General features: G+C 72.9%; 15 protein-coding genes. 6 read left to right on the top strand and 9 right to left on the bottom strand.

Going from position 1 to position 14085, the window contains the following annotated elements:
* Complete coding sequence (locus D7147_RS08995; RefSeq protein WP_120675650.1) at positions 1–903, bottom strand: LysR family transcriptional regulator; 903 nt, start codon at positions 901–903, stop codon at positions 1–3.
* Positions 904–915: 12 nt separating this feature from the next.
* Here D7147_RS08995 and D7147_RS09000 point away from each other — a divergent pair, with 12 nt between their 5' ends.
* Positions 916–1749, top strand: coding sequence for a sulfite exporter TauE/SafE family protein (locus D7147_RS09000; protein ID WP_199734133.1), 834 nt, complete (start codon positions 916–918; stop codon positions 1747–1749).
* Positions 1750–2004: 255 nt separating this feature from the next.
* Here D7147_RS09000 and D7147_RS09005 read toward each other — a convergent pair whose 3' ends face one another.
* The 4 genes from D7147_RS09005 to D7147_RS09020 all read right to left on the bottom strand — a co-directional run bounded on the left by D7147_RS09005 (position 2005) and on the right by D7147_RS09020 (position 7216).
* Complete coding sequence (locus D7147_RS09005; protein WP_147437376.1) at positions 2005–4848, bottom strand: FtsX-like permease family protein; 2844 nt, start codon at positions 4846–4848, stop codon at positions 2005–2007.
* Between the two features lie 119 nt (positions 4849–4967).
* Positions 4968–5681 (bottom strand): hypothetical protein, encoded by a 714-nt coding sequence (locus tag D7147_RS09010; RefSeq protein ID WP_120675654.1) that lies wholly within the window; start codon positions 5679–5681, stop codon positions 4968–4970.
* 154 nt (positions 5682–5835) lie between these two features.
* Positions 5836–6453, bottom strand: coding sequence for an HAD family hydrolase (locus tag D7147_RS09015; protein WP_120675656.1), 618 nt, complete (start codon positions 6451–6453; stop codon positions 5836–5838).
* Positions 6454–6457: 4 nt separating this feature from the next.
* Positions 6458–7216 carry a DeoR/GlpR family DNA-binding transcription regulator gene (locus D7147_RS09020; RefSeq protein ID WP_120675658.1) on the bottom strand — a complete coding sequence of 253 codons (759 nt, stop codon included), beginning with the start codon at positions 7214–7216 and terminating at the stop codon, positions 6458–6460.
* 62 nt (positions 7217–7278) lie between these two features.
* On the opposite strand from D7147_RS09020, the gene D7147_RS09025 reads away from it, so the two are divergent.
* Positions 7279–8499, top strand: a complete 1221-nt coding sequence (locus D7147_RS09025; protein WP_120675660.1) for an MFS transporter — start codon at positions 7279–7281, stop codon at positions 8497–8499.
* 186 nt (positions 8500–8685) lie between these two features.
* Here the strand turns inward: D7147_RS09025 and D7147_RS09030 are convergent, their stop codons facing one another.
* Together D7147_RS09030 and D7147_RS09035 are read right to left on the bottom strand one after the other, a co-directional pair.
* Positions 8686–9495 carry an MBL fold metallo-hydrolase gene (locus D7147_RS09030; RefSeq protein ID WP_233563044.1) on the bottom strand — a complete coding sequence of 270 codons (810 nt, stop codon included), beginning with the start codon at positions 9493–9495 and terminating at the stop codon, positions 8686–8688.
* A 17-nt stretch (positions 9496–9512) separates the two neighbouring features.
* Positions 9513–10100, bottom strand: coding sequence for a dihydrofolate reductase family protein (locus D7147_RS09035; protein WP_120675664.1), 588 nt, complete (start codon positions 10098–10100; stop codon positions 9513–9515).
* A gap of 72 nt (positions 10101–10172) precedes the next feature.
* On the opposite strand from D7147_RS09035, the gene D7147_RS09040 reads away from it, so the two are divergent.
* Positions 10173–10664: a winged helix-turn-helix transcriptional regulator gene (locus tag D7147_RS09040; protein ID WP_120675666.1), complete on the top strand. Its 492-nt coding sequence runs from the start codon at positions 10173–10175 to the stop codon at positions 10662–10664.
* Between the two features lie 327 nt (positions 10665–10991).
* Positions 10992–12221: a PucR family transcriptional regulator gene (locus D7147_RS09045; RefSeq protein WP_120675668.1), complete on the top strand. Its 1230-nt coding sequence runs from the start codon at positions 10992–10994 to the stop codon at positions 12219–12221.
* Positions 12222–12225: 4 nt separating this feature from the next.
* Here D7147_RS09045 and D7147_RS09050 read toward each other — a convergent pair whose 3' ends face one another.
* Positions 12226–12456, bottom strand: coding sequence for a potassium transporter TrkA (locus D7147_RS09050; RefSeq protein ID WP_120675670.1), 231 nt, complete (start codon positions 12454–12456; stop codon positions 12226–12228).
* Positions 12457–12510: 54 nt separating this feature from the next.
* On the bottom strand, positions 12511–12735 hold the full coding sequence (locus tag D7147_RS09055; protein WP_233563045.1) for a hypothetical protein: 225 nt from the start codon (positions 12733–12735) through the stop codon (positions 12511–12513).
* A 243-nt stretch (positions 12736–12978) separates the two neighbouring features.
* Here D7147_RS09055 and D7147_RS32395 point away from each other — a divergent pair, with 243 nt between their 5' ends.
* Together D7147_RS32395 and D7147_RS09060 are read left to right on the top strand one after the other, a co-directional pair.
* Complete coding sequence (locus tag D7147_RS32395) at positions 12979–13128, top strand: hypothetical protein (RefSeq protein ID WP_158609320.1); 150 nt, start codon at positions 12979–12981, stop codon at positions 13126–13128.
* A 137-nt stretch (positions 13129–13265) separates the two neighbouring features.
* Positions 13266–14081 (top strand): rod shape-determining protein, encoded by an 816-nt coding sequence (locus D7147_RS09060; RefSeq protein WP_120675674.1) that lies wholly within the window; start codon positions 13266–13268, stop codon positions 14079–14081.
* Positions 14082–14085 lie beyond the last annotated feature (4 nt).

The raw sequence follows: 14085 nt of genomic DNA on the forward strand, positions 1-14085 counted from the left end.
TCAGCTGCTAGCGTCCGACAGCGCAGCGCGGCGCAGATGCTTCGCGAGCGCGCCGGTGACCCCGGACGCCGTCTCCGCCTTCGTACCCCAGGCCAGTAGGTGGTGCCGGCGTGACCAGGGCTCCTGGAGTTCGCACATCGCCAGCGGCTGGTTCGGGTCGACGGCACGACGCGGCACGACGGCCAACCCCACGCCGGCGGCGGCGAGCGCGACGACGGTGTTCAGGTTGGCGACGCTGGTGCGGTACCGGGGGACGGGGGCGTGCGCGCCCACGTGCTTCTCGATCCACCGTCGCAGCGACGCCCCGGCGTCGAGACCGACGAGCGGGTGCTCGGCGACCTCGCTGTAGGGCAGCGCGGTCCGCCCGGCGAGGACGCCGCCGGCCTGCCCGATGACCACGAGTGAGTCGTCGCCGAGGGGTTCGGTCGCCAAACCGCAGTCGCGCGCCTCGCCGTCGAGGACGATGCCCAGGTCCGCCTGACCGTCCGCGAGCCTCCGCACGATCTCCGGAGTGCGGCACTCGGCGATGGCCACGTCGGCGTCGGGATGTTCCCGGAGGAACGAGACCAGGGCCAGCGGCACCAGCCGGTGCATCGCCGAACCCCCGGCGAGCAGGACCAGCGGCTCGGCCGGAGGGCGACGGTAGCTCGCGACGGCGCCGTCGAGCCGCGCGGTCTGGGTGAGGACGTCTCGGGCGTGCCGCGCGAGCGCGGTGCCCGCGGGGGTGGGGCGGACGCCCCGCCGGCCCCGGATCAGCAGCGCCACTCCGGCGCTCTGTTCGAGCGCACGTACCCGGGCGCTCGCCGAGGGGAGGCTCAGGTGCATCCGGCCGGCGCCCGAGGTGATCGAACCCTCGGCGACGACGTGCAGGAAGAGGCGTAGGTCGTCCAGGTCGTACCGCATCCCGCTCAGCCTATGGCACAGCCTAAGGCTGGCTACGTCGATAGCGCATTGTGCGGCGCCGGCGGCGCGGTGATGCTCGGCTTCATGCCGGAGATGATGCTCGTGATGTTCGCCGGCCTCGCCGCCGGGGCGCTGAACGCGATCGGCGGCGGGGGGACCTTCGTGGCGCTGCCCGCCCTCGTCGCCGTCGGCGTGCCGCCGGTCACCGCGAACGCCTCGACGACCGTCGCCCTCGTACCCGGGTCCGTGGTGAGCGCCTGGGTCTACCGCAGAGAGCTCGGCCCGGTCGGGAAGACCTCCCTGACCGCGCTCACCACGGCCAGCGTGCTCGGCGGCGGGATCGGGGCCGTGCTGCTGCTGGCGCTGCCCTCCGCGACGTTCGACGCCGCGGTGCCGTGGCTGCTCGCCTTCGGCACGCTGGTCCTCGCGTTCGGGCGTCGGCTCACCCGTGCCCTGACCGCCGCGCTGGGCCGGCCGCTCGACCTCGGCAGCCGCGCGATCCTGCTCGGGCAGTTCCTGCTGGCGATCTACGGCGGATACTTCGGCGGCGCCGTAGGCATCCTCATGCTGGCCCTGTGGGGGATCGGCCTCGGGCTCGACACCGCGAGCAGCAACCCGGCCCGAGTCGCCCAGGTCACCGCCGTCTACCTGACCGCGACCGCGTTCTTCCTCGTCGCCTCGGACGCCCTGAACGACCCGCTCCCGCTCGCCACGATGCTGACCGGCGCGGTGGCCGGAGGCTTCGCCGGCGCCCACGTCGCGCGTCGCCTCTCCGCCCGGCTACTGCGCGGCATCATCCTGGCCACCGCCGCCACCATGACCATCCTCTACTTCCTGCGCGGGTGACCCGGCGCCGGGCTGCGGCCGCGACCGTTCAATCCTCCGGCTCTGACGGCGGTGGTGGTTTCTTCGGGCCGAACCCGTAACGCACCGCCAGGAGCACGATGTACGCCACAAGGACGATGGTCAGAATGACGCACGCTATCCCCCCGGTGATGCCCATATCGCGAAATTATCGCGCTGTATGCACCGGGGAACTCGGTTTCGGGGATGCTCCATCAGGTGGAGGCTGAAGTGTTCCTGTGCCCCGCCCCGGGCTGCTCACTGCTCGCCGAGCAAGACGGCGGTCGGTAGCCGCCGGATGAGGATCGCCGGGACCAGCGCGGCGAGCACGGTCAGCAGCAGCGCCGCCGCGGTCGCCGCCACCGCCAACGCCGCCAACCGGCCGTCCACTCGACCGACCAGCAGGACGACCGAGCCGAGGCCGCCGCCGACCCCGAGGGCGCAGCCGAGCGCCCCGACGCCGAGTGCCTCGTAGACCAGCAGCCGGTTGAGCGTGGCGTCCGGCCACCCGATGGCCCGGAGCGTGGCGAACTCCGCGGCCCGTTCCCGCACGTTGAGGTAGAGCACGTCGGCCACGCCGAGCACCCCGAAGAGCAGCACTCCGCTGACCGCCAGCAGGTCCACCCCGCGTACCTGCACGGAGACCGCCTGACCGAGCAGCGAGCCGACCATGCCGTCGTTGAACGCCCAGAGCGCGGCGGCGATCAGCGTGGCGGCGCCGACGCCCGCGGCCAGGCTCACCGCTCCGACGAGGGTGCGCGCCGGCGTCCGTACCAGGTTGGCCGCCGCGAGCGCGGCGACGGTCCGCAGCGCGGTGGACCGCCGGGCCCGTACGGCGCTCGCCTGGAGCGCCGCCGCCGACCGGGTGCGGGCGGCCTGCAGCGCGGGCCAGGCACCGGCCACCGCGGTCAGCAGCACCGCGAGCGGCACGCAGAGCAGGGCCACCGTGCTGGAGACCCGTACCTCGGCGAGCCGACCGAGCGGCTGTGCCAGGGCGGCGCCGAGCAGCCCGGCGGCCAGCCCGAGCGCGGTGGTCTCGGCGAGGACCAGCAGGCTCAGCCGCCGGCCGGGCCAGCCGAGGCAGGCCAGGATGGCCAGCTCGCGTCGGCGGGTGCGGACCGCGGTGGAGACCGCGTTGCCGACCAGCAGGGTGCACACCACCAGCAGCAACCCGAGCAGCAGGAGGTTCTTGCGGTCGACGGCGGTGACGATCTCGGCCGCCACGCCGGTGCGGGTGCGGGCCTCCAGCAGGGTCAGGTCGGGGCGGCCGAGCGGGCCGGCGGGCAGCAGCACCGGGCCGCGTACGGTCGAGCCGCCCAGCACGATCTCGACGGTCAGGCCGGTCCGCCGGACGATCTCGTCGGCCACCAACCGGACCCGCTCCCGGGCCACCTCGTCGAACCGGTCGATGCCGGCGACGCGGACCCGCACCGAGCTCAGCGGCGCGGCGGCCGACGCCGACCCGAGGCTCGCGTGGAGGTCGTGGGCGGCGGTCAGGGTGGTCAGCAGGTGGGGCGGGCGGTGTGGGTAGCCCAGTGGGTCGTCGCCGGGCAGCAGGGGCCGGTCGCCGAGGAGGTTCCGGGTACGCGGGTCGGCGCCCATCGGCGGGGCCCGGCGGTAGAGGTCGAGTGCCTGTTGTGCGGCGCCGCCGACGGAGTCGAGCGCGTCCGGTGCGAAGCTGCCCACCGCGGTGACCGACCACTCCTGCGGCTGTCCGTCCAGGCTTATCGGGCTTCCTGTTCCGACGCCGCCGCCACTGAGCCAGGAGTCCCGCCAGATGTCGTCGATCGCCGGGTCGGTCGAGCCGGGTTCGCCGCTGCGTTGGAGTACCCGAGCGGCTCCGCCGGGCTGCGGTGCGTAGGCCTGAGGTCCGGGCCGCAGCAGCGCCCGGACGCCGGACAGTGGGGTCCGCGTGGTCAGGGCGGCGTCGAGCCGGGCGCGGTAGAGCTGTGCCAGGTCGTGCTCGACCGTCCGCGGCGGCTCCTTCGCCGAGTCGCGGAGCAGCGGCCACAGCGCCTCGGTTGTGGCGCCGGGCACCTGGCCGGCGGTCCGGCCGGTCAGCCGGGACACGGCGACGTCGATCTGTTCGTCCACGGCGAGGTCAGCGGCGGCGAGCACCGGCAGCGTCAGCCCGGCCGGCCGCGTCGTCGTGAACGGGGAGGACGAGGTGTCGTGGGCGGCGGCGGGGCCGACGGTGTCGGAGGCGGTCAGGTAGCGGCCCTGGCGCACCGCCCGGTCCAGGCCGACCAGGCGCGTCTCGGCCGCCGGGTCGACCCCGGCCAGCAGCGCCGGTATCACCGCCGGGAGCTGGATCTCCAGCCGGGCGGTGGCGGGCACCGCGGACGCCGGGCGGCCGAGCGTGATCACGGAGGCCAACCGGAAGGTGCCGTCTCCGAGTAGTTGGTAGGCCTGCACCTCGCTGACCTGGGTCCGTCGGGCGGTCGGTTCGAAGCTGCCCGCGGCGGTTGCGCACACCTGCAGGTGCCGACCGTCGGCCTGCACCTCCAGCGCGCCGCCCCCGCCGGTGCCGGGGCACTCGGCGGCGGAGCTGGTCTGGTCGACCCGGGTGCCGTCGGCGTAGACAAAGAGTCGCCGGTCGCCGCTGATCCGTGACAGCGGGATCAGCGGCCGGCGGGAGACGTACACGTAGGTCGGTGCGGCGGTCAGCGTGCTCAGCGCGCGGTCTCCGCTCACCTGCGGGGCGACCTCGATGACCTGCCGCTCGGCCGACCGGTCGACCCGGTCGGTCACGTCGATCTTCAGGTCGGGCCGGAGATCGGCGATGCCGAGGACCGCGAGCGGGGCGGCGACCTCGACGCCTTGAACACCCTCGATCCGCCGCCACTGCTCGAGGCTGATGCCGCCGTAGGCCGCGGTGGGCAGGTCCTGGTCGAGCAGCCCGCCGGCCGGTTCCGAGGGGTGGACAAGGATGTCGTACGACGCTCGGAACTGCGTGTCGACGGAGCCTCGGGCGACCAGCCGTGAGGTGCTGGCGGCTCCGGTGAGCACGGTGAACCCGGTGGTCGCGACCAGTACGGCGGTGAACACCGCCAGGCTTCGCCCGCGCGTGTGCCGTAGCTGGGACCAGACCATCCGCAACATCGGCGTGGCCTCTCCGCGTCTCGGCCAACGAACCGTCGAAGGGACTGTAAGTCGCGCGCTGGCACGGTGGCGACCGGGCGACGAACCCGTTACTCGTTCGACGCCCCGCAGCGTCGGCTTCAGGCCAGCAGGCTCTCCCGCATCCGCGCGCCCGGATTGATCCCACCGACCACACCCCGGCCGTTCGGGTCGTGTACGTGGACGGTGTTGTTGCGGCGCATCAGCTCCCGGACCGGCGGCGGCAGTCGGGGTGGGTCGTCCATGGTCGCGAGAATCTGAGCGGCGCTCGTTATCAGCCGATCCGCCAGGGTTGCCGCGTCGGGGTCGACCCGCACCCGGCCGTACTCCCAGCCCGCGGTGGTGAGGTCGAGCACCTCGAAGACGCTGGTCGCGAGTGGATTCGGGTCGGTCACCCGGTCGAGGCGGGACGCCCGGCCGCCGACGACCGTGACGGCGGCGGTCAGCTGCGCGTACGGGTGGAAGCCGGACGGCAACGCGAACAGCGGCCATCGCAGCGCGTGGCCCGCCTCCTTCCACAGCGGCCGGTAGTTCCGGCGGTGCACCAGGAGCCGACGACCGGTCCGTCGGTGTATCTCGTGAGCCTGAGCCTGTAGGTCCGCGTGGGCTTCGTCGGCGACCTGGCTCACGATCCGGGCCGCCACCACCAGGCCGTCGTCACCGTCGAGCATCGCGGTCACGGCCTCGACCTGCTCGGGGAAGCGCACCTGCGCGCCGGCGCCGTAGAGGTGCTGGACGTCGTGGTGCAGGGCCGCCTGTCGCCCCGGGTCGAGTTGGACTCGCCTGCCGCCCAGCAATCGCCGCAGCCAACGCATTTCGCCTCGTTTCAGCATCGCCGTCCCGGACCGCGGCAATGCTAATGCGTGGGACTCGCCCCCTTCGGTGACGGGGTGGGGGAGCAGGCGAGCCAGGACACCTGACCTTGTCCGGCGTCGGCGCCGGTGCCCACAGGGGCGCGTAGGTCCACTGTCAGTGCTGCCGCGCGGCCTCCAGTTCGGCGATGACCTGACGGGCCTGCGCGGAACCGATGAACAGGTGGGTGTGCATGCCGATGGCCTCGGCGGCGCGGATGTTCTCGGGGCGGTCGTCGATGAACAGGATGCGTCCGGGTGCGAGGTCGAGGGCGCGGCAGCACCACCGGTACGCCTCCGGTTCGGGTTTCGCGTGCCCGATGCGGCAGGAGAAGGCGACCAGGTCGAAGTGCCGCAACCAGTGGTGGTGCTGCTCGTAGTGCACTGCCAGCTCTTCCGGGATGTTCGACACCAGCGCGAGCTGCCACCCCGCGGCCGCCGCCTGTTCGACCAGGGCCACCATGTCGTCGTCGACAGCGCTCCAACTGGTGATGTCCGCGGCGAGAAGGCGGCCGACCTGCTGGTCGTCGAAGGTCGCGCCGAGGGCGGACGCCACCTGCCGCCAGTACTCGGGCCCGGTCACCTCGCCACGGTCGTAGGGCGCCCGCAGCGCCCAGTACGCCGCCCAGAACTCGGGGGCCGAGGCGCCCGCCGTCGCCACCAGCAGCTCCTGACCGGCGGGAGACTGTTGGCGGGCGATGACGCCGAACAGGTCGAAGAGCAGGGTCTGCGGCATCCGGTCACACCCTGCGCACCACGACGCCGGCCGCGCTCAGCGCCTCGGTCTGGTCGTCGGGGGCGTCGCTCCCGGTCACGACGCTGTGCAGCGCGGACGCCGGCGCGACGAAGGCGAGCGCGGTACGGGAGAACTTGGCCGCGTCGGTGACCGCGATGACGCGGCGTGCCGAGGCCATCGCGGCACGCTTGATCGCCGCGTCGGCCAGGTCGTACGCGGTCAGGCCGTCGGCGGCGTTCAGGCCGCAGCAGCCGATGATCGCGGTGTCGAAGCGCAGCGCGGCCAGCGACGCCTCGGTGAGGGGACCGGTGAGCGCCAGCTCGCCGGGGCGGGGCTCGCCGCCGGGTAGCAGCAGCTTCAGCTGGGGTGCGCCGACCAGCGCGTTGGCCGCGTGCAGCGACAGCGGCATGACGGTCAGGCGGCGGTGGCTCAGGGCGCGGGCCACTTCGAGGCAGGTGGTGCCGCTGTCGACGACGACCGCCTCACCGTCGGCGATCAGGTCGGCCGTCGCCGCGGCGATACGCCGCTTGATCTCCAGCTCGTCGTGCTCGCGGAGCGCGAACGGGGGTTCCTCTCCGCGCAGCAGCAGGCTTCTCGCCCCGCCGCGGTAGCGCTCCAGGAGGCCCTGTTCGGCGAGGATCTCCAGGTCCCGGCGGATCGTCATCTCCGAGGTGCCGGTCAGCTCGGCCAGCTCCGAAACGCTGAGCTGACCGGTCTGCCGCACGGCGTCGGTGATCTGTCGGTGTCGGTCCGCGCTCGCCATACCCTTCATTGAACGCCAGAGCTGTTCGAAGTGCAAGTTATCGAACAAGAAATCTGTTTGATATGTTCGGAGCCATGACGAAGCCCTTGCGGTCCGCGCGGCGGGCCACTTTCGCGTACTTCGCCCTCAACGGCTTCGTCCTGGGCCTCTGGGTGGTCCACATCCCCGCGATCGAGCACCAGGTCGGCATCAGCCACGCCACGCTCGGCTGGCTCCTGCTGCTCCTCGGCGCAGGCGCCTTCGTCGGGATGCAACTGGTCGGCCCGCTCACCGACCGGTTCGGCGCCCGCCGCGTCGTACCGCTGAGCGCGGCACTCTGCGGCGCGTCACTCGCCCTGCCCGGGCTCGCCGGGAACGCCTGGACATTGGGGGTGGCCCTGCTGGTCTTCGGTCTCGGCAACGGCAGCCTGGACGTGAGCATGAACGCCCACGCCGTTCAGGTCGAAGCCGGGTACCGGCGTCCGATCATGTCCGCGTTCCACGCCGTCTTCTCCGTCGGCGGGGTCCTAGCCGCGCTGGTCGGCGCCCAGGCCCTCGGCTGGGGCTGGAGTACCACGGCCACCCTGACCACCGTCGGCATCCTCGCCGTCGCCGTCGGCGCAGCCGCCGCGCCCGCGCTGCTGCCCAGGTCGGAGACCGCCGGCTCCGCGGAGCGCTCCGCCACCAAGGCCACCACCTGGCGGACCACGCCGCTGCGCATCTGGGCGCTCGCCGGACTCGCCCTGATGCTGATGCTCACCGAAGGCGTCGCCAACGACTGGAGCGCTCTCGCCCTGCGCGACGTGCTCGACGCGCCCGCCGCCACCGCCGCCCTCGCCTACGGCGCCTTCGCCACCGCCATGACGGTCGGGCGCCTCCTCGCCGACCGGGTCGCCGCACGCTTCGGTCCGGTCGCCATCGTCCGCCACGGATCGGCCCTCGCCGCGATCGCGCTCACGCTGGTCGCGCTCGCACCGTCGATCCCGCTCGCCATCACCGGATGGGCGCTGTTCGGCGTCGGGCTGTCCGGCACCGTCCCGCAGCTCTTCAGCGCGGCCGGCCACGCCGATCCCGCCGCCGCCGGGGCCAACGTCTCCCGCGTCGCCGGCCTCGGCTACCTCGGTGTGCTCGCCGGGCCCGCCATCATCGGGCCCCTCACCCATCTCATGCCGCTGAACCACACGTTCTTCCTGCCCGTGGCCTTCTGCGTGGCCGCCGCGCTCAGCGCCCGCATCCTGCGCCCCGGGGCGGCTCAGCCGCGGCCGCAGGGCGACCGGCCGGCAGCGGTCGACGTCCACGCCTGAGCCCCGCCAGCCGATCCCTCCCGTACTGCCGGGCGATCCTGCTGCCGGGAGCGCCGCCGACGAGCTGGGGGAGTGCGCCGCGCCCGCCCGGCGCGGGCCGTCGCAGTGACTCGGACGCTCCCGGTCCGCGCCGTCGAGGTCGGCGACGCGAACCGCGCCTCGTCGCGCTGCGGGACGCCGAGGACGTCAGCGCGCCGCCGCGTCCCGGACGCGAGCGGCGAGGGCCTGGGCCTGCCCGTGGTGCAGATCGCTCACCCACTCCCAGCCGGGCCTGGCCGAGGGGCCGATCCGGGGGTCGACGGGCTCGCGGCCCTCACGCAGAGCGAGCACGTATGCCCGGTCCCGCTCGATCCGCTCCCGCACCTGACCGGCCCCGCCGACCGAACCGTGGCCCGGGACGACGACGTCGACGTCGGCGGCCACGCCCTCCAGCAACCGCAACGCCGCGAGGTACTCCTCGACCGGGTCGGTGGCGGCGTCCAGGTCGAGCATCGGAACCAGGACGTCGGAGAGCATGTCGCCGGCGACGAGAACCCGGCGCTCCTCGACGACGAGCGCCGCGTGGCCCGGCGCATGCGCCTGATGCTCGATGATCCGGACCTCGGGGCCGTCCCAGGGGATCCGCGTCGTCCCGGCGGGCAGGGCGGTGACGCAGCCGTACAGGTCCAGCGAGACCTGCCCGGCGATCTCCGTCTCGGCCAGGTGCTCGGTGATCTGGGTCTTGGTGTCCGGGTCGGACAGCTGTTCCCGGGCGGCGGCCGCGCAGCCGGCCGTGCCGTAGCGGGGCGCTTCACCGAGCTGTGCGTGCCAGAGCAGATGATCCCAATCCGGATGCGTCGAGAAGCCCACCAGGACGGTCCGGCCCGACCCGGACAGGTCGTTAGCGAGGCAGGCCAGTTCGTGGTCCTGCAAGCCGGGATCGATGAGCAACACCCCGGCGTGGCCTTGCACGACTGTGGTGTTGCTCCGGAGGAACTCGCTCTCGTGAACCAGCACGCCGTCAGCTATCTGCCTCAGCACGGGTTCGTCTCCCGGATGGCGTAGTGGTGCATCGCGACACCCTGCTTGAACGAGCGCTGCTCGATCAGGTCGAGCTCGATCGGCAGGTCCCAGTCGTCGAAGAGCGGCCTGCCGAAGCCGAGGATCGCCGGGTGGGTGAAGAGCAGCAGTTCATCGAGGAGTCCCGCCCGGAGCAGTTGCGTGGCGAGCGTCGCGCCGCCGACGCCGAGGGTGCCGGCGGTCTCGGCCCGGAGGGCGGCCAGTTGCTCGATCGCGTCGTCCCCGCCGATGATCCGGGTGCCGTGATCGGCGGTGTGTCGGGTGCGGGAGACGAGCACCTTGGGCGCGGAGGTCCAGATCTCGCCGTACTCACGCATGAAGTCCGGCAGCGACGCGTCCTCGCGCGCCGACGGCCAGTACTCCTCCATCGTCTCGTAGATGACCCGGCCCTGGACCATGCCGGCGAGCGCCCGCGCTCGCGCGTTGAACTCCCGGTGCAGCTCCTCGTCGATGCGCAGCCACTCGCCGGCGCCGTCGTCACCGGGAACCTGCTCGATCCGCAGGTCGAGGGAGACGTTCATCCAGTACAGGAAACGGCCCATCATCCCCACCTCTCAAGTGGTTGCAATCTGCAACCACTATATTGGGGGCCACGTGCCTGTCAAGGAGGAGTCGTGGAACCACGGTCCGGGTGTCCGATCAACGCGGCCATCGAGGTGCTCGGAGACCGATGGGCGCTGCTCGTGCTCCGCGACGTCATCTTCGGCGACCGCCGCCACTTCCGGGCGCTGCTCACCGGGTCGATCGAGGGCATCGCCTCGAACATCCTCGCCGACCGCCTCGTGCGACTCGTCGAGGCAGGAATCCTCACCCGCGGTACCGCGGCACGTGGGCAGCGGGCCCGCTACAGCCTCACCGAAGCCGGCATTCGGACCCTGCCGGTCCTCTACGCGCTCGGCAACTGGGGCCTCGACTGGCGCCCCGGCACCGAGGAGCTCCAGATCCGGCAGCGAATCATGCGCGACGCGGGCCCGGCGTTCGTCGAGGAGCTCATGGACGAGCTGCGGGTGCGCCACCTCGACGCCCCGCCGAAGCCCCACGACGGCCCGAGCCCCCTCGAACGCCTGAACGCCGCCTACGCCGCCGAGCGGGAACGCCGCGACTAAGGCCCCTTTCAGAAGGAGATCCGGGCTGCGGCGTGGTCCAGACGAGAGCTGGACCTCGCCTCGCTCGGGCCCCTTCGAAACAGCCTCTCGAGGCACGGGCGAGGAGCGTCTCGTCGCGGCCAACGTCCCACGGCCTGCCAGGCGCCTGCGGATGGGTCAGCCATTTCGCGGAGCCGACGGCGCGGTGTGCGGAATTCACTGCCGACGACACTGCCAGGTGATCACACGAACGACCCACCCTCGCCCACCCGGGTCGTGGCCATGCCTACCGCCATACGCTGGACGAATCGGGTCGGCGCGGTGCCGGCCCCGCACAGAGGGACCGCGATGACCGAGAGCGTCCGTAGAGCGGCTCCCGACGCGGCAGGCTCCGACGACGGATGGCTGACCCTCGTCGCGCGCGAGGCCAGCGCCGACGCCGGCGGGGTGCCGGTGGAGTTGCTCGGCGACTATCTGCGGCTGCTGACGGACGCGGCGGTGACCGGCCGTCGGCCGCGCCGCGGCGAACTCGACGCGGTGGGCGCACTCGGGCGGCGCGCCGCCGAGCAGGGCGTCTCAGCGGGGAGGGTCGTCCGCCTCTACCTCTCCGCTGCGCGGCGACTCTGGCGGCAGCTGCCGCACCTCGCCCGCTCCGCCGACAGCGAGACGGTACGCGCGGCGGCGGACGCCGTGCTCCACGTCGTCGACACCGCCGTCGCCACGCTCGCCGAGGGGTACGCGGCGGCCCGTCGGGACCTGGTCCGCAGGGAAGAGACGCTGCGCCGGGAACTCATCGACGACCTGCTGCGCGGCGACTCGGACCTCGGCGGGCTGGTCGAGCGGGCCGAGCCGTTCGGGCTGGACCTGGCGCGGGTGCACCAGGTGGTGCTCGCCTCGCCGAGCCGGCGGCTGCCTGACACCGACACGGCGATCAGCGCCCTGGAGCGGGTCATCTTCGACCGGTTGGGTGACCGGGACGTACTGGTGGCCACGAAGGAGGGCCTGCTCGTGGTGATCGCGCCGGCGGATACGGTGACGGCCGATCGAGGCGCGGGCGACGGCGGATCGGCGGGGGACCTGGGCCGGATGATGCATGCCGAGCTGGACCGCCTGGCGCGGGGCCGGCCGTGGCAGGTGGCGGTCGGCCGCCCGCACCCCGGCCTGTACGGGATCGCTCGCTCCTACGAGGAGGCCCGTGAGGCGCTGACCACGGCGCGGCGGCTGCGCACCGACACCGCCGTGATCGACGCCCACGAGCTGCTCATCTACCGCGTCCTGCTGCGGGACCAGCCTGCCATGGTGGACCTGGTGCAGGCGGTGTTGACGCCGCTGACCCGGGCCAGGGGTGGTGCCGAATCGCTGCTGGACACCCTGAACGAGTACTTCGCGTGCGGCGAGGTCGCCACGGAGGCGGCCCGCCGCCTGCACGTGTCGGTCCGCACCGTCACCTACCGACTGGACCGGATCCGGACGCTGAGCGGCTACGACCCCGCCGATCCGCGGGACCGGTTCACGCTGCACGCCGCAGTGCTCGGCGCCCGGGCGCTGGACTGGCCGCGCCGGCCGCTGCCGACGTGACAGGTCAGCCGTTGAAGGTGACCAGTTCCGGGAAGCCGAGCAGGGTGGCCAACGCCGTCGCCTCGGTCCGGGTGAGAGAAAGGGTGATCATCCGGTCGGGGTCGTCCGGGTCGTCGTGAACGACATCCCGGTGGCCGCCCACCTGGTACTCGACGATGCCGATCCGTCGACCCTGATCCGTGGTGAAGGTCTGCCGCACTCCGATACCGGGCAGTGTGGTGCGTTCGATGTCCATGGGGAAAGCTCCGTTAGGGATGGCTGCCCATGGCCGGCCGGGAGCGGGTCGACGTCAGGGCAGCGCAGTGGACGGGCGGGCGAGAACCGCGACGTCCGGCGGAGCTCGGTCGGCCGACCAGGCGGGAACGCAAGCCGCCACGGCGCGATTGAGCCGGAACACGATGCACATGCCCAGCCCGCGACCCGTACGAACGGCGGTGACGACAACCGCAAGCACGGCCAGCATCGACAGCACGAGCGGCCGCTCGACGCCGATGGAGTGCTGCTGGTTGCGCATGCGGGACACCATAGCCGCCCGTCGGAGATCGTCCGGGCCCCGGTTGCAGGAACTTCCGTAAGCGGCCGTCGCCGCAGTTCGGGCCGCCGCCCCCGGGGATCACAGCCACGCGGTCAAGACCATGTTCTTCCGGCGATCGGCAATCGAGCCTGCCGATATTGGCCGGTGCCGGGCAATGTCAGCCCTTGCTTTTCGGGCGACGCTGGAGGTCCGACGCGATACCCGAGTAGCGAGGAGGCGGTGATGATGATCCGCATGCTGGTGGCGTACCCACCCGTACCGGCCGGTCGTCCACTGCCGTCCCGCCCCGGGTCGGCCCGGCGTCCAGGGCCGGTCTTCGTCGGCCCAACTGCCCGGATCGGCCGCGTCCGTCCCACCGCGAGCAGCGGCTGACGCTCCCGGACCCGGCGACGCCGCTGAGCGCCGCGACCTGAGGCCCACCCGCACCCGGGCCATCCGAGCATCGTTTCCACGCCGTGCCGTCCCGTCGGACGGCTGCGAAGCCGTACCCCACCGTCAGAGAGGCCGGTATGTCCGACAACATCACCTCCACCCGCTCCGGGCAGCGCAGCGGCTTGATGGTCGGCCGCTCCCATACTTCCCGCCCCGCGGCGACCGTCGACCCGGAGCCGATCGCCGTGGACCTCGGCAGCGCCCACCTGCGCATCTGGCTGGGGCCCGGCGGGGTGCTGAGCGTCCCGGCCGGCCAGGGCCTTCGGACACCTGTCGTGCGGCGAGGACGGATCGTCGACGGCCCCGCCTGCGCCGCCGAGCTACGGCGCCTGCTGCGCGACCACCGCACCCCGGTGCCGGTGGGAGCGCTCATCGTGGCCTGCCGTCCTGTCCTCGCCACCACGGCCGACCAGGAAGCCACCCGTCGAGTGCTCACTGCCGTCTTCGCGCCCTCCCGGCTGCTCTTCGTCGACAGCGTTCGCGCGGGAGCCATCGGGGCCGGTGCCGTCGCCGGCACCCTGCTGCTTGTCGACATCGGCGCCCAACTCACCGAGGTGGCCGTGCTGGATGAGGGGCGGGTGGTGGCAGCCCGGCGCGCCGACATCGGTACCCGCGACCTGAACCATGCGGCGACCGTCGCCATGCTCGCCGACACCACTGCCGGGCTGATACGTGAGCTGAGGCAGGCACCAGCAGTGCGCCCGCTGATCTCCGCGTCCCTGGCCCGTGGCGTGATCGTCGTCGGGGACGGAGCCACCCGACCCGACCTGACCGCCCGGCTGGTCGCCACCCTGGGCACAGCGGTGCACCGTGCCGCGTCACCGCGCACCGCCGCACTGACGGGCGCCAGCCTCGCCGCCGCCGCGGCGACCCGCCACCCCGTCGGCAACTGAACCC

Origin of the sequence: Micromonospora musae, from assembly GCF_003626545.1 — a bacterium.
Classification (GTDB): Bacteria; Actinomycetota; Actinomycetes; order Mycobacteriales; family Micromonosporaceae; genus Micromonospora; species Micromonospora musae.

What these genes read in the sequence shown, in the direction of transcription:
- D7147_RS08995 (WP_120675650.1), bottom strand. Translation starts at nt 903, where the DNA reads ATGCGGTACGACCTGGACGACCTACGCCTCTTCCTGCACGTCGTCGCC.
- D7147_RS09000 (WP_199734133.1), top strand. Translation starts at nt 916, where the DNA reads ATGGCACAGCCTAAGGCTGGCTACGTCGATAGCGCATTGTGCGGCGCC.
- D7147_RS09005 (WP_147437376.1), bottom strand. Translation starts at nt 4,848, where the DNA reads ATGTTGCGGATGGTCTGGTCCCAGCTACGGCACACGCGCGGGCGAAGC.
- D7147_RS09010 (WP_120675654.1), bottom strand. Translation starts at nt 5,681, where the DNA reads ATGCGTTGGCTGCGGCGATTGCTGGGCGGCAGGCGAGTCCAACTCGAC.
- D7147_RS09015 (WP_120675656.1), bottom strand. Translation starts at nt 6,453, where the DNA reads ATGCCGCAGACCCTGCTCTTCGACCTGTTCGGCGTCATCGCCCGCCAA.
- D7147_RS09020 (WP_120675658.1), bottom strand. Translation starts at nt 7,216, where the DNA reads ATGGCGAGCGCGGACCGACACCGACAGATCACCGACGCCGTGCGGCAG.
- D7147_RS09025 (WP_120675660.1), top strand. Translation starts at nt 7,279, where the DNA reads ATGTTCGGAGCCATGACGAAGCCCTTGCGGTCCGCGCGGCGGGCCACT.
- D7147_RS09035 (WP_120675664.1), bottom strand. Translation starts at nt 10,100, where the DNA reads ATGGGCCGTTTCCTGTACTGGATGAACGTCTCCCTCGACCTGCGGATC.
- D7147_RS09045 (WP_120675668.1), top strand. Translation starts at nt 10,992, where the DNA reads ATGACCGAGAGCGTCCGTAGAGCGGCTCCCGACGCGGCAGGCTCCGAC.
- D7147_RS09050 (WP_120675670.1), bottom strand. Translation starts at nt 12,456, where the DNA reads ATGGACATCGAACGCACCACACTGCCCGGTATCGGAGTGCGGCAGACC.
- D7147_RS09055 (WP_233563045.1), bottom strand. Translation starts at nt 12,735, where the DNA reads ATGCGCAACCAGCAGCACTCCATCGGCGTCGAGCGGCCGCTCGTGCTG.
- D7147_RS32395 (WP_158609320.1), top strand. Translation starts at nt 12,979, where the DNA reads ATGATGATCCGCATGCTGGTGGCGTACCCACCCGTACCGGCCGGTCGT.
- D7147_RS09060 (WP_120675674.1), top strand. Translation starts at nt 13,266, where the DNA reads ATGTCCGACAACATCACCTCCACCCGCTCCGGGCAGCGCAGCGGCTTG.